Genomic DNA, 12,265 nt, shown 5'->3' on the forward strand with positions numbered 1-12,265 from the left:
GCCCCACCCGAGGGCGCTGTTCGCGCTAAGCGGAAGACTCGTCCGGTTCGACATCCGCCCGGGCGGCCAGCGCGCCGGCGCGGCGCATCGCGCCCAGCGGATCGGCGTACAGCCCGCCCAGCGACACGATCCCGGCCCCGGCCTCCTGGACCCGGTTGCCGAACGCCGTGACCCGGATATCGCGCGGCGGCAGCACCGAGCGCGCGGCGAACGCCTCTTCCACCTGGCCCATGGCCTCGGGATACTCGGTGAACCCCTGGCCACCGACCACTAGCTCGTCGGGATTGAGCACATCACGCAGCAACGCGACGGCCTCGCCTAGCACCCGGGCGCGTTCCGCGAGCAGCTCTTTGGCGTGCTCGTTTCCGGCGCGCGCCACCCGCACCAGGTCGGTCATCGCGGTGACGGCGCCGTTCGCACGGTTCACGGGGGCGGCGGGCAGGATCCGAAGCCGGCGGGCGGCCGCCAGCACGGCCTCGTCGCTGACCGTCGATTCCAGCTGCCCGGTGCCGCCGAGCAGCTCCGAGTGCGCGGGCAGGCCGGCGATGGTGCCCGGGCCGCTGGCCGGGCAGTGCACCCGCCCGCCGATCACCAGCGCATAGCCCACGGTCTCGCGGGCGTAGATGTACAGGCTGGTCGGCGAGCTCGGCGCGAACCGCCGCATGCCGAGCAGCAGCTCGGCGCCGGCCATCGCGTCGACGTGGGAGGCCACCGAAACGGGCAGGCCCAGCGCGTCGGCCAGCACCGATCCGACCGGCGCTTGCCGCCAGCCCAGCCGCGGGTGGTCGACGTGGCCGCTGGCGCCGTCGACGGTGCCGCCGATCGCCACGCCTACCCACAGCAGGCGGCGCCGGTGCCAGCGCCTCATGTAGCGGGTCGCGCTTTCGGCCAGCGAGGCCAGCGCGGGCCCGGGCGGGCTGAGCGGTGTCGGGGTCTCGACTGTGTCCAGCGTGCGGCCGAACAGGTCGGTGGCGACGATGCTGGTGGTTCGCGCGCCGATGTGGATGCCCAGCGTCACGAACGGCTCATGGTTGATCTCGACGGGCACCCGCGGGCGTCCGATCGCGCCCGAGACCGCGAGGTCGGCGCGCTCCCGCAGCAGGCCGGCCCCGAGCAGCGCGATGACCTGACGGTTAACCGTCGCGATACTCAGGGATGTGACCGCGGCGATGACGTCGCGTCCGACGGGCCCGCGCAACCGCACCGCCCGGAAGACGGACGCCGCCGCCGAGTCGGAGATGTGCAGGGCCGGTGGCAAGATCTGGCGGTGCAACCGCAGATGGCCTTTGCGGCCGGGCGAATGATGGGTGTGAGTGAGACTGGTCGTGCGCACGAGCGTCCTTTGGTTGAGTACTGAGGGCCGGTCTTCGGCCACGCCGGGGAGTCAGGCGCGGCAAAGTGCGCGGCAACAACACGCACCTGCCGCGCAAAGACACGCGGTGGTGGTGTTGACCAGGACGCTGTACTGCACAGGGGAAATTTAGCACGTTTATTAGAGTTGTCCTGGTGAGTTCAGCGAGCGATCGGATCGCGGTCGTCACCGGTGCCAGTTCCGGGATCGGTGAGGCGACCGCCAAAACCCTTGCGGCACTTGGGTTTCACGTCGTGGCGGTGGCACGTCGGGCCGACCGGATCAACGCCCTTGCGGACGAGATCGGCGGTAGGGCCGTTGTGGCTGATGTCACAGACGACGCGGCCGTCGCGGCGCTCGCGCAGGGCCTGAGCCGGGTCGATGTGCTCGTCAACAACGCCGGTGGCGCCCGCGGGCTGGAGCCGGTCGCCGACGCCGACCTGGAGCACTGGCGGTGGATGTGGGAGACCAACGTGTTGGGCACCTTGCGGGTCACCCGCGCGCTGCTGCCCAAGCTGATCGAGTCCGGCGACGGGCTGATCGTCACCGTCACCTCGATCGCGGCGATGGAAACCTACGACGGCGGCGCCGGCTACACCGCGGCCAAGCACGCCCAGGGCGCGCTGCACCGCACGCTGCGCGGCGAGTTGCTGGGCAAGCCGGTCCGGCTCACCGAGATCGCGCCGGGAGCGGTCGAAACCGAGTTCTCACTGGTGCGCTTCGACGGCGACGAGCGGCGCGCGGACGCCGTCTACTCCGGCATCACACCGCTAACGGCCGCCGACGTGGCCGAGGTGATCGGATTCGTGGCCTCCCGGCCGTCCCACGTCAACCTGGACCAGATCATCATCCGGCCCCGCGATCAGGCCAGCGCCTCGCGATTTAACCGCCGGGCCTAGCCGGCGCCGACGTGGTGGTGGTGGTCGTCGGGGTGCCCGACAGGGTGGGAGCGTCGGACGGCGTCACCGGCGCGGTGACCGGGATCTGTGTCGACGGCGGATGCGCCGTCGGGGGCGGCAGCGCCGACATCGCCACCCAGGTGTCCCAGTCGACGGCCCAGTCCCAAATGTCGCCGTCGGAGTAGGACAGCTGAATCGAGCTTCCGGTCACCTCGACCGGATCGCCGTACATCGCGCTGCCGTAGTACTGCTCGGCATCCGCGGTGGACAGGTTGATGCAGCCGTTGGTGACGTTGGTGTTGCCCTGCGCCCCGGAGCTGGCGGGGTTGGCGTGGATGAACTCGCCGTTGTTGGAGATCCGCACCGCCCAGCGTTCGTGGATGTGGTTGTAGCCGGCCGCCGGGTTGGACATGTAGAAGTCGGCGTACTTCTCGGTGACGACGTGGATGCCGTTGCGGGTGACGTTGCGCGCCTTGTCGGCCTCGCCGTAGCTGCACGGGAAGTCCATGACGACGCCCTCGTCCCTGACCACCTGGATCCGGTGCGACGAGACCTCGGCCTTGACGACCTGCTTTCGGCCGATCTGGATGCGCAGTGAGATGTCGTCGGCGCCATATGCGCCCTCGCCGAAGGGCCGCCCGTAGAGCTTGGCGTCGACGTTGACGGTGGCGCCCGCCGGGTAGTACTCGCGGGGGCGCCAGTGCGCACGGGCGCCCTGCGCCTCGTCGGGCAGCCAGGCCCAGCTGCCCTCGACGGGCGGGTTGGTGGTGACCGTGAGCGCCTTCTCGACGGAGGCCTTGTCGCTGATCGGCGCGTCGAACTGGACGATGATCGGCGCCGCCACCCCGACGGTCTGGCCGTCGGCAAGCTGGAATGCCCCGCCAATCTTCTTGCTGGGCGACACGGTGCTGAACTTGCCGCTGACCGGGATCGCCTTGCCGTCGTGGCCGACGGCCGAGCCGCTCCAGGTGTAGGTGCCGTCGTAGCCCAGCGGCTCGGTGATCGTGTAGACGGTGCGATCGGAGTTGAACGCTCCGGCGACAACCTTGCCCGACGAGTTCGTCAGCGCCACCTTCTGAAACCAGCCGTCACCGATCTGAACGCTTACCGGCGCAATGGGAATCACGTCGGAGGCGGCGTCGGCCGGCTCGAATTTCAGGTGCGCCGCCGGGGCTTCTTTCTTCTGGGCTTGCTTGGTCACGGTCCCCGCGCAGGCGGCCAAGAAATTGGGCGCGAACACACCTAGCCCGAGGGCCGCCAAAGCCAGCCGCCGGTTGATCGGCCCCCCACTTTGAGGCGCGCTGGATGTGCTCACGACAAATAAAGATACCGGGAGAACGACTCTCGCCCGGTCACGACAACTCGCCGCCCGGGGTGCTGTTGAACGAATTTAACCGCTACAGCCTGCACCCGAGCAGGACGGGTTCGGGTTCCAGTGTGATACCAAACACGTCGCGGACTCCGTCACAGATCGTGCGGGCCAACGCGACGACGTCCTCGGCCGTGGCCGCACCGCGGTTCGTCAGAGCAAGCGCATGCTTGGTGGACAACCGGCATGGGGCGTGCTCGTCGTCCGGATAGCCTTTGGCGAACCCCGACCGCTCCACCAGCCAACCGGCGGCCAGCTTGACTCCGTCCGGTGCGGGGTAGTGCGGCACCGGACCGTCGATCTCGACCGCCAGCCGCTCGTACACCTCGGGTGCGACCACCGGGTTGGTGAAGAACGAACCCACGCTCCAGGTGTCGTGGTCGGCGGCGTCGAGGACCATGCCCTTGCGGGCGCGCAGCGCCAGCACCGCGTCGCGGACGGCCTGCGGGTCGGCGCGCTCGCCGCTGGTCACGTCGAGCGCGTCCGCCAACTCGCCGTAGCGCAGCGGCGCGCTGCGGCCCGACGCATCCAGCGCGAACTCCACTTCCAGTACCACAGAAGGGATTTCGAGGCCGCCGGCCCGCTTGAGCGCGCTGGTGCGATAGCCGAAGCCGAGCTCGCTGCCCGGTACCCACTGCGCCGTGCCGCTGCGCCGATCCAGCAGCCGGACCCGGGTGATGGTGTCGGACACTTCGGCGCCGTAGGCCCCGACATTCTGCACCGGCGTCGCGCCGGCCGAGCCGGGGATACCGGACAGGCATTCCAGCCCGCCCAGGCCGTGCTCGATGGCCGCGAGGACGACGTCGTCCCACACCGCGCCCGCCTCCGCGCGCAGCAGGTTGCCGTCGATGGTGATGCCGTCGTTGGCCAATCGCACCGCGGTCAGGTCGGTCAGGGTATCGGCGATCACCAGGTTGGATCCGCCGGCGAACACCAGCGGCGGGCCACCCGCGTTTTCGGAGTCCAGCCGCCGCACCACGGCGACGATTTGTTCGATGCTGGTACACGTGATCAGGCGCTGCGCCACGGGTCCGATTCGCATTGTGGTCAACGGCGCCAGCGGCACCGCCTCGGCGACATGCGCACCGGCAAACAGCGAACCGACCACGGGCCGTAACGGTAGCCTGGCCAGCTATGCCGCGTTCATTCGACATATCCGCCGACTACGAAGGCAGCGTCGAATCGGTTCTCCAGGCTTACCGCGAGGAGGCCTACTGGCTGGCCAGGCTTGCGGCGTCCGGTGTCGACGAGACGAAGCTGGAGTCGTTGCGCTTAGGGGGCGAGTCCGGGGACGACGGCACTATCGACGTAGTCACGCTGCAGGTGATCCGCAGTGACAAGCTGCCGGCTCTGATCACGCAACTGCACCGGGGCGATCTGTGCATCAAGCGCGAGGAGACGTGGGGTCCGGTTGCCGGCGGTGTCGCGATGGCCACGGTCGCCGGATCGATCGTGGATGCTCCGGCGAACGTGTCCGGTACCGCCGAGCTGTCTCCCACGGGCAAGTCGGTCGGCGCGCGATTGGAGTGCCGGATCACCGTCCACGTGCGCGTCCCACTCATCGGGGGCAAGTTGGAGAATTTCATCGGCACCCAACTGGCCGACCTGGTGGTCGCGGAACAGCGGTTCACCACGGAGTGGATCGCAAACAACACCTGAGCCGCCGCGCTTTAGGCTGGCGCCATGCGAATCGCGTTGGCGCAGATCCTCAGTGGCACCGATCCGGCAAAGAATCTGCAATTGGTCCGCGAGTACGCCGGCCGTGCCACGGACGCCGGCGCGCGGCTGGTGGTGTTCCCCGAGGCGACCATGTGCCGGTTCGGCGTCCCGCTGGGACCGGTCGCCGAGCCGGTGGACGGCCCCTGGGCCGACAGTGTCCGGGCGATCGCCACCGACGCGGGCCTGACCGTGATCGCGGGCATGTTCACCCCGGCCGGCGACGGGCGAGTGAAGAACACGCTGATCGCGGCCGGGCCCGGCACGCCCAACGAACCCGACACCCACTACGACAAAATCCACCTCTACGACGCATTCGGCTTCACCGAGTCGCGCACCGTCGCGCCCGGGGCGGAGCCGGTGGTGATCACCGTCGACGGCGTCGGGGTGGGGTTGTCCGTTTGCTACGACATCCGTTTTCCGGAGCTCTACACCGAACTGGCCCGACGCGGCGCGCAGCTGATCGCGGTTTGCGCGTCCTGGGGTTCGGGTCCCGGCAAACTCGAGCAGTGGACGCTGCTGGCCCGGGCCCGCGCGCTTGACTCGATGAGCTACGTCGTCGCGGCCGGTCAGGCCGACCCCGGCGACAGCCTGACCGGCCCGGGGTCCGGCTCCGGTGCGCCGACCGGAGTGGGCGGCAGCCTGGTGGCCTCGCCGCTGGGTGAAGTGGTCACGTCGGCGGGCGCCGGGCCGGAGCTCGTGGTCGCCGACATCGACGTCGACCGGGTGGCCAACGCCCGCGAGAGCATCGCGGTCCTGCGAAACCAGTCAAGCTTTGCTCGAATCGATAGGGCAGAATCGGTTGGGTGACGAACCCGCCAGGACCACCAGGACCACCTAACGAGGGCCCCTGGGGCCGTCCCGGCAACCAAGGCCCCTCGGGCCCACCACCGACCGAGCGGCCGACCGAGCGATTCCCGACCCGCGGACCCGCCCAGCCGCCGCAGCCCGGGCCCGGCCCGGTGCCGCCACCTCCACCTCAGCGTCCGCCGGGCCCGGTGCCGCCGCGGGCCCCGGAGCCGCAGACCGAGCAGCTGGGTGCGACCCGGCCGGACACGCAGGGACCGGGCTACCCGCCTCCGCCCGTTCCGCCGGCGGGCCCGACGGAACGGTTGGCAACCCCGAACGAAGAGCCGGCACCGGTGAAGAAAAAACGACGCTTCCTTCGCGACCCGCTATCGATCCTGCTGGTCTGCATCATCGTGGTTTCGCTCGTCATCGCGGCGCTGATCGGCGCCGAGCTGTACGTGCGCCACGTCGCCAACAACAAGGTCGCCGAAGCGGTGGCGTGCGAGACCAAGGATCAGGCCACCGCTTCGTTCAGCGTGACGCCGCTGATGCTGTGGCAGCAACTGACCAAGCACTACAGCAACATCTCGGTGTCCACGGCCGGCAACCAGATCCGGTCCGCCAAGGGCATGAAGATCGAAATCAACATCCGAGATGTGCGGCTCCAGTCGACTGCCAGTTCCAAGGGCACCATCGGGTCGCTCGATGCCACCATCACCTGGACGACCGAGGGCATCAAGGAATCGGTGCAGAACGCCATACCGGTTTTGGGTCCCTTCGTCACCAACAGCGTGACCACCCATCCCGCCGACGGCACCGTCGAGCTGAAGGGCATGCTGGACAACATCACCGCCAAGCCGGTGGTCTCCGGCACCGGGCTGGAGTTGCAGATCGTCAGCTTCAACGCCCTCGGCTTCACCATGCCGAAGGAAAGCGTGCAGTCGACGCTGGACAAGTTCACCGCCGACCAAACCAAGAACTTCCCGCTGGGCATTCACGCCGACAGCGTGCAGGTCACCAATTCCGGTGTGACGAGCCACTTTTCGACGCAGAACGCCACGATCCCCACCGGCAATACGAACCCCTGCTTCGCCAACCTCTGATTCAGCCGAGCCCGTCGAGGACGGCGCGGGTACCTGACAGGCCCAGCCTGGTCGCGCCCGCGTCGAGCATCGCGACGGCGTCGGCGGCGGTGCGGATGCCGCCGCTGGCCTTGACCCCCAGCCGCCCGCCGACGGTTTCGCTCATCAATGCGACGGCACGCACCGACGCCCCGCCCGCGGGATGAAATCCGGTCGACGTCTTGACGAAGTCCGCGCCGGCGTCTTCGGCGGCGCGGCACACCGCCGCGAGCGTGCGCTCGTTATGGCCAAGCAGCACAGCGGATTCCACGATCACCTTCAGAACGGCTCCGGCGGTGGCGGCACGTACCGCTTCGATGTCGGACCGCACGAAGCCGAGCTCACCGGCCAGCGCGGCACCGACGTCGATGACCATGTCGACCTCGCTTGCCCCGGACGCCGCGGCATGCGCCGCTTCTTGCGCCTTGATCGCCGAGAGATGCTTGCCCGACGGAAAACCCGCCACCGTGGCAACCCGCACGCCGCCGGCTTGGATCGCGGCGGGCACCATCGACGGGGAGACGCACACCGCGTAGACGCCCAACTCCGCAGCTTCGGCGACCAGCGCGGCCACCTCGGCCTTCGTGGTCTCGGGCTTGAGCAGGGTGTGGTCGACCACTGCGGCCAGCTGGGCGCGGGTGGGTTGGTTCGCCACTAGAACGGTCCTTCCGGGCCGCCGGGATTACAACCGGCGGCGACGATTTCGGTGTCGTCGACGACCGGCCGCCAGGGCTCGAGGTTCCAGCTGGTCTTGCCCGGTTGCGCCGTTTCGGCGAACTGCCAGTGGCACAGGAACTGTGCGCGCATGCCGGCGGTGCCGGCGTCCGGTGCCGACGCGAGCACCTCGGCCCACGCCTCGTCGGCGGCCGCCGACGTCCCGGGCTGCCTCGAGGCTGCGCGCCCGGCGGGCGTCGGGAAAACCCGCAAGCTGGCCAGGCCTCCCCACTGCATCCACTCGGTGTGATCGATGTATGGCGGCGGGTACGACGGGGTAGCCGCGCCCGTGCCCGGGTCCGCCGTGGCAGGGACGGCCGCCGCGAGGGCGACCAGCACCGCCGCCGGCAAGGCCAGCAGGGCTTTCATCCCGTCAGCGCGACTTACCCTGAATTTCGAGGAGTTTGGGCCGAACATCGACCAGATAGACGCCGGCCGCGCACGCCGCGATCGCCATGCCGAGCACGCCGAAGACGAAGCTCAGGATCGATGTCAGCGCGACGGCCAGGCCCAGGATCACCAGCCACACGGGCTTGGTCAGCTTGTCGGCGGCGGTATAGGCGTCGGGTCGCTGCAGCGCCGCGTGCACGAACGCGTACACCGCCGTCACCAGGACGGCGATCTGCAAGACCAACATGACGGTACCCACGAGGTGGCTCACGCCTTAAGGGTATGCGGGCGGCGTCCAAAACGTCGACTCCGAGTTGCCCAGGGGGCAACTCGGAGTCGAGTGTGCTGCTTGATCCGGGTTGCCCCCGCGGGGGCAACCCCGGATCTGACTACTTCTGGGTGACCTTCTTGGCCGCCGACTTCTTGGCCGCAGCCTTCTTGGCCGGAGCCTTCTTGGCGGGGGCCTTCTTGGCCGGCGCCTTCTTCGCGGGAGCCTTCTTGGGCAGGTCGATGCCGACCAGCTTGGCCGCCCGCTCACCGACCGCGCGGGTCTGCGACGCCACGGTGCCCAGCGCCTCCTGGGTCAGCTCGACGGCCTGGTCCACGGACGCCTGGGCCCGCGCCGACGCGTCGTCGAAGCCGGACTGGCTGCGCAGCCGCTCCAGGGCGACCTCGCCGCGCTCGACCAGCTCGTTGTAGCGGCTCGTCGCGGCCTCCAGGTAACCCTCGGCGGCCCTGCGCAGCTCGTCGGCGGTGAACCGCTCGCGCAGCTCGGTGAACTGCTCGGGCAGGTCCTCCTGCAGCTTGGCTAGGCGGGCACGTCGCTCCTCGACCCGGCTGCGGGTCTCGGTGCGGGTCTCCTCGGCACGCTCACGCAGGTTGGTGATCAGGTCGTTGACGGTGGCCAGGGCCAGGTCCGCCGCGCCCAGCGCGGCGAGCAACGGGGCGCGCAGGTCTTCGATGTTCGGGTTTTCAGCCATTGGTTTTCCTTTCGTCATTTCTTTCGTTATCGGTGTTACTGACTGCTGTCTGGTGGAAGTTGCGCGAGAACCTCCTGCTTGGTCGGTCGAGTGATGATCGAGTGGCATCTGCCCAGGCCGCCAGATCGGGCCAGCAGAGCCAGCAACTGGCCTGGAACGGTTGGGTCCCTTCCTTCTGGGTAACCGCGCGGCCCGCCGTCTATACGTCGCCGAGGTCAGTCGCCGTTGGATTCGGTCGAACACTCCTCTTGGGTGGATTCATTTTGCTGGGCGAATGACGCGTAGATGTCGAGCAGAATTTGCTTCTGCCGCTCGGTGATCGCGGTGTCGGTGATGATCGCGTCGCGCACCTGACTGGTCTCGCTGGGCTCGAGGATCCCGGCCCGCACGTAGAGCACTTCAGCGGAGATCCGCAGCGCTTTCGCGATTTGGTTCAGGACGTCGGCGGACGGCTTGCGCAGTCCGCGCTCGACCTGGCTGAGGTAGGGGTTGCTGACCCCGGACCGCTCGGCGAGTTGGCGCACCGACACCTGCGCGTTTTCCCGCAGGTCACGAATGAAGCTGCCGATGTCGGAGGCCACTTCGGAGGCCGCGGTCGACACCTTGGCGGAGAGCTTCTCCTCGGGTGCCATTGCGTACTCCTGGGTCGATGGTCGATCTTGAACGGCCCTCAGATTACGGGCAAGTGCTTGCTTTTGCAAGCACTTGTTAGCACCTCTAGAAAAGCAGCTGCGCGACGGCGTAGATCGCCAGCCCCGCGAGCGAGCCGACCACGGTTCCGTTGATCCGGATGAATTGCAGGTCACGACCGACGTGCAGTTCGATCCGCCGGCTGGCCTCTTCGGCGTCCCAGCGCTCGATCGTCTCGGTGATGATCGCCGTGATCTCAACCCCGTACTGCGACACCAGGTGCTGGGCCGCCCGGACGATCCAGTTGTCGACCTTGTCGCGCAGCTCGGCGTCGTCGCGCAGCGACTCCCCGACGCGAACCACGGTGTCGGCGATGCGGGTCCGCAGCGCGCTCGACGGGTCGTCGACGCCCTCGAGCACCAGCCGTTTCATCGTCTTCCATGCGCTCGCGGCGGCGTTGGCGATCTCGTCGCGGGCCATCAGCTGTTCTTTGACGGTTTCGGCGCGCGCGATGGTGTCCGGGTCGTGCTGCAGGTCGTCGGCGAATTCGAACAGGAAGCGGGTCGCCGAACGGCGCAGTTCGTGGTCGGGGTTGCGCCGCACCTTGTCGGTGAAGTCCATCAACTCGCGGTGAATGCGGTCGCCGACGAGGTGGTCGATGAATCGGGGCGACCAGCTCGGCGAGTCGCGCTCGACCACCCGCTGGATGACCTCGCCGGCATTCAGTGACCACTGAAAAGCCCGGTCGGCGAGCAACTGGATCAGGGCTTCCTGCCGATTCTCGGCCAGCAGCGTCGCCAGCACCCTGCCCACCGGCGGGCCCCACTGCGGTTCTGCGATGCGGCGCACGATCATCCGGTCGATGACCTGCTGCACGTCCTCGTCGCGCAGCAACTCCACCAACACCCGGAGGATGGTCGCCGTCTCGCTGGCCACCCGCTCGGCGTGCGAGGGCTCCGACAGCCACTTGCCGAGCCGGCCGGGCACCTGCGCGTCGCGCAGCTTGGTCTCGACCACCGCCGGCGACAGGAAGTTCTCCCGCACGAAGGTGCCCAGGCCCTCCCCGAGCTGATCCTTCTTGCGCTTGATGATCGCCGTGTGCGGGATCGGTATGCCCAGCGGGTGCTTGAACAACGCGGTGACGGCGAACCAGTCCGCGAGGGCGCCGACCATGCCGGCCTCCGCGGCCGCGCCGACGTAGCCGACCCAGACGCCCGCGCTGGTGTGGGCCTGCGCCCAGCGGCACGCGAGGAAGATGCCACTGGCACCGATCAGGAATCCCAGTGCCACGATTTTCATCCGGCGCAGCGCCACCCGGCGTTCGGCGTCGGCCTGCGGATCGGCCCCGGCGAACGACTCCGCTAGGGACGTGTGGGGGCGGCGCGCCGGGCCCGGCGACGCGACCACGTCCAGCCCCCGCGCCGGCGAGCCCGGCGAATCGGCTCTGTGTGCCACCACACCATCATGTATCCCCGCGGGCGATTAGTGTGACTTGCACTGTCCAGGGGCCTATTCTCCGCGCCCGCCATCCGCCAACCGGACGGCCCAGGCCGTATTATCGAGGGCGTCTAGGGAATGGAAATCGGCGACTGTGGCAGAGCAAATACCGGCTGTGACCGTCAAGATGGATGGTCGCAAGCGGCGCTGGCATCAGCACAAGGTCGACCGCCGCAACGAGCTGGTTGACGGAACCATCGAAGCGATTCGGCGGCTCGGCCGCTTTCTGAGCATGGACGACATCGCTGCCGAGATCGGGGTCTCCAAGACGGTGCTCTACCGCTACTTCGTCGACAAGAACGACCTGACGACCGCGGTGATGATGCGGTTCACACAGACGACGCTGATTCCCAACATGACCGCGGCCCTCTCGTCGAACTTGGACGGCTTCGACCTGACCCGCGAGGTCATTCGGGTCTACGTCGACACCGTGGCAAACGAGCCCGAACCGTACCGGTTCGTGATGGCGAACAGCTCGGCGAGCCACAGCAAGGTGATCGCCGACTCCGAGCGAATCATCGCCCGCATGCTCGCGGTCCTGATTCGCCGGCGCATGCACCAGGCCGGGTTGGACACCGGCGGGGTGGAGCCGTGGGCCTACCTGATCGTCGGCGGCGTGCAGCTGGCCACCCACTCGTGGATGTCGGAACCCCGGATGAGTCGCGACGAGCTGATCGACTACCTGACCATGCTCAGTTGGAACGCGATATGCGGGATCGTCGAGGTCGGCGGATCACTGGAGAAGTTCCGCGCGCAACCGCATCCGACGCCGATCATTCCCCGGCGGTCGCGTTGAGGCCGGTCTAGGC

14 protein-coding genes are annotated in these 12,265 nt (G+C 68.5%); 5 read left to right on the forward strand and 9 right to left on the reverse strand.

Going from position 1 to position 12,265, the window contains the following annotated elements:
- Positions 1-25: 25 nt before the first annotated feature.
- Entirely contained in the window at positions 26-1,333 is a 1,308-nt protein-coding gene (locus ACQI5H_RS18015) for an ROK family protein (protein WP_427080686.1), read from the reverse strand.
- Between the two features lie 173 nt (positions 1,334-1,506).
- On the opposite strand from ACQI5H_RS18015, the gene ACQI5H_RS18020 reads away from it, so the two are divergent.
- The gene (locus tag ACQI5H_RS18020) at positions 1,507-2,250 is read left to right on the forward strand and encodes an SDR family NAD(P)-dependent oxidoreductase (RefSeq protein WP_427080687.1); all 744 of its coding nucleotides are present in this window, start codon (positions 1,507-1,509) and stop codon (positions 2,248-2,250) included.
- Here ACQI5H_RS18020 and ACQI5H_RS18025 read toward each other — a convergent pair.
- Both ACQI5H_RS18025 and ACQI5H_RS18030 read right to left on the reverse strand, forming a co-directional pair.
- Complete coding sequence (locus ACQI5H_RS18025; RefSeq protein WP_427080688.1) at positions 2,234-3,565, reverse strand: L,D-transpeptidase; 1,332 nt, start codon at positions 3,563-3,565, stop codon at positions 2,234-2,236. The two genes, ACQI5H_RS18020 and ACQI5H_RS18025, sit on opposite strands and share 17 nt — an antisense overlap.
- 82 nt (positions 3,566-3,647) lie before the next feature.
- Positions 3,648-4,751, reverse strand: a complete 1,104-nt coding sequence (locus ACQI5H_RS18030) for a UDP-N-acetylmuramate dehydrogenase (RefSeq protein ID WP_427080788.1) — start codon at positions 4,749-4,751, stop codon at positions 3,648-3,650.
- 2 nt (positions 4,752-4,753) lie between these two features.
- On the opposite strand from ACQI5H_RS18030, the gene ACQI5H_RS18035 reads away from it, so the two are divergent.
- The 3 genes from ACQI5H_RS18035 to ACQI5H_RS18045 are packed head-to-tail and all read left to right on the forward strand — an operon-like array spanning position 4,754 to position 7,227.
- Positions 4,754-5,278 (forward strand): DUF2505 domain-containing protein, encoded by a 525-nt coding sequence (locus ACQI5H_RS18035; protein ID WP_427080689.1) that lies wholly within the window; start codon positions 4,754-4,756, stop codon positions 5,276-5,278.
- 24 nt (positions 5,279-5,302) lie between these two features.
- Positions 5,303-6,145 (forward strand): carbon-nitrogen hydrolase family protein, encoded by an 843-nt coding sequence (locus tag ACQI5H_RS18040; protein WP_427080690.1) that lies wholly within the window; start codon positions 5,303-5,305, stop codon positions 6,143-6,145.
- A complete protein-coding gene (locus ACQI5H_RS18045; RefSeq protein WP_427080691.1) occupies positions 6,142-7,227 on the forward strand; it encodes an LmeA family phospholipid-binding protein in 1,086 nt (361 codons plus the stop codon). The genes ACQI5H_RS18040 and ACQI5H_RS18045 overlap by 4 nt, the downstream gene beginning before the upstream one ends.
- A 1-nt stretch (position 7,228) precedes the next feature.
- On the opposite strand, the gene deoC is transcribed toward ACQI5H_RS18045, so the two are convergent.
- From deoC to ACQI5H_RS18075, 6 genes are all read right to left on the reverse strand, one after another.
- Positions 7,229-7,900, reverse strand: a complete 672-nt coding sequence (deoC, locus tag ACQI5H_RS18050; protein ID WP_427080692.1) for a deoxyribose-phosphate aldolase — start codon at positions 7,898-7,900, stop codon at positions 7,229-7,231.
- On the reverse strand, positions 7,900-8,328 hold the full coding sequence (locus ACQI5H_RS18055; protein ID WP_427080693.1) for a DUF2599 domain-containing protein: 429 nt from the start codon (positions 8,326-8,328) through the stop codon (positions 7,900-7,902). The genes deoC and ACQI5H_RS18055 overlap by 1 nt, the downstream gene beginning before the upstream one ends.
- 4 nt (positions 8,329-8,332) lie before the next feature.
- Positions 8,333-8,620, reverse strand: coding sequence for a DUF2516 family protein (locus ACQI5H_RS18060; RefSeq protein ID WP_040621261.1), 288 nt, complete (start codon positions 8,618-8,620; stop codon positions 8,333-8,335).
- A 118-nt stretch (positions 8,621-8,738) separates the two neighbouring features.
- Positions 8,739-9,329 carry a heparin-binding hemagglutinin HbhA gene (gene hbhA / locus ACQI5H_RS18065; RefSeq protein WP_427080694.1) on the reverse strand — a complete coding sequence of 197 codons (591 nt, stop codon included), beginning with the start codon at positions 9,327-9,329 and terminating at the stop codon, positions 8,739-8,741.
- A gap of 215 nt (positions 9,330-9,544) precedes the next feature.
- Positions 9,545-9,961 (reverse strand): helix-turn-helix domain-containing protein, encoded by a 417-nt coding sequence (locus ACQI5H_RS18070; RefSeq protein WP_427080695.1) that lies wholly within the window; start codon positions 9,959-9,961, stop codon positions 9,545-9,547.
- 85 nt (positions 9,962-10,046) lie between these two features.
- Positions 10,047-11,417 (reverse strand): DUF445 domain-containing protein, encoded by a 1,371-nt coding sequence (locus ACQI5H_RS18075; protein WP_427080696.1) that lies wholly within the window; start codon positions 11,415-11,417, stop codon positions 10,047-10,049.
- Between the two features lie 133 nt (positions 11,418-11,550).
- Here ACQI5H_RS18075 and ACQI5H_RS18080 point away from each other — a divergent pair, with 133 nt between their 5' ends.
- The gene (locus ACQI5H_RS18080) at positions 11,551-12,252 is read left to right on the forward strand and encodes a TetR/AcrR family transcriptional regulator (RefSeq protein ID WP_427080697.1); all 702 of its coding nucleotides are present in this window, start codon (positions 11,551-11,553) and stop codon (positions 12,250-12,252) included.
- Positions 12,253-12,265 lie beyond the last annotated feature (13 nt).

The sequence above is a fragment of the Mycobacterium heidelbergense genome (genome assembly GCF_050205645.1).
Taxonomy (GTDB): Bacteria; Actinomycetota; Actinomycetes; order Mycobacteriales; family Mycobacteriaceae; genus Mycobacterium; species Mycobacterium heidelbergense_A.

Excerpts from the sequence above, each read along its gene's own strand:
- hbhA (WP_427080694.1), bottom strand. The coding sequence starts at position 9,329 with ATGGCTGAAAACCCGAACATCGAAGACCTGCGCGCCCCGTTGCTCGCC.
- ACQI5H_RS18040 (WP_427080690.1), top strand. The coding sequence starts at position 5,303 with ATGCGAATCGCGTTGGCGCAGATCCTCAGTGGCACCGATCCGGCAAAG.
- ACQI5H_RS18055 (WP_427080693.1), bottom strand. The coding sequence starts at position 8,328 with ATGAAAGCCCTGCTGGCCTTGCCGGCGGCGGTGCTGGTCGCCCTCGCG.
- ACQI5H_RS18035 (WP_427080689.1), top strand. The coding sequence starts at position 4,754 with ATGCCGCGTTCATTCGACATATCCGCCGACTACGAAGGCAGCGTCGAA.
- ACQI5H_RS18070 (WP_427080695.1), bottom strand. The coding sequence starts at position 9,961 with ATGGCACCCGAGGAGAAGCTCTCCGCCAAGGTGTCGACCGCGGCCTCC.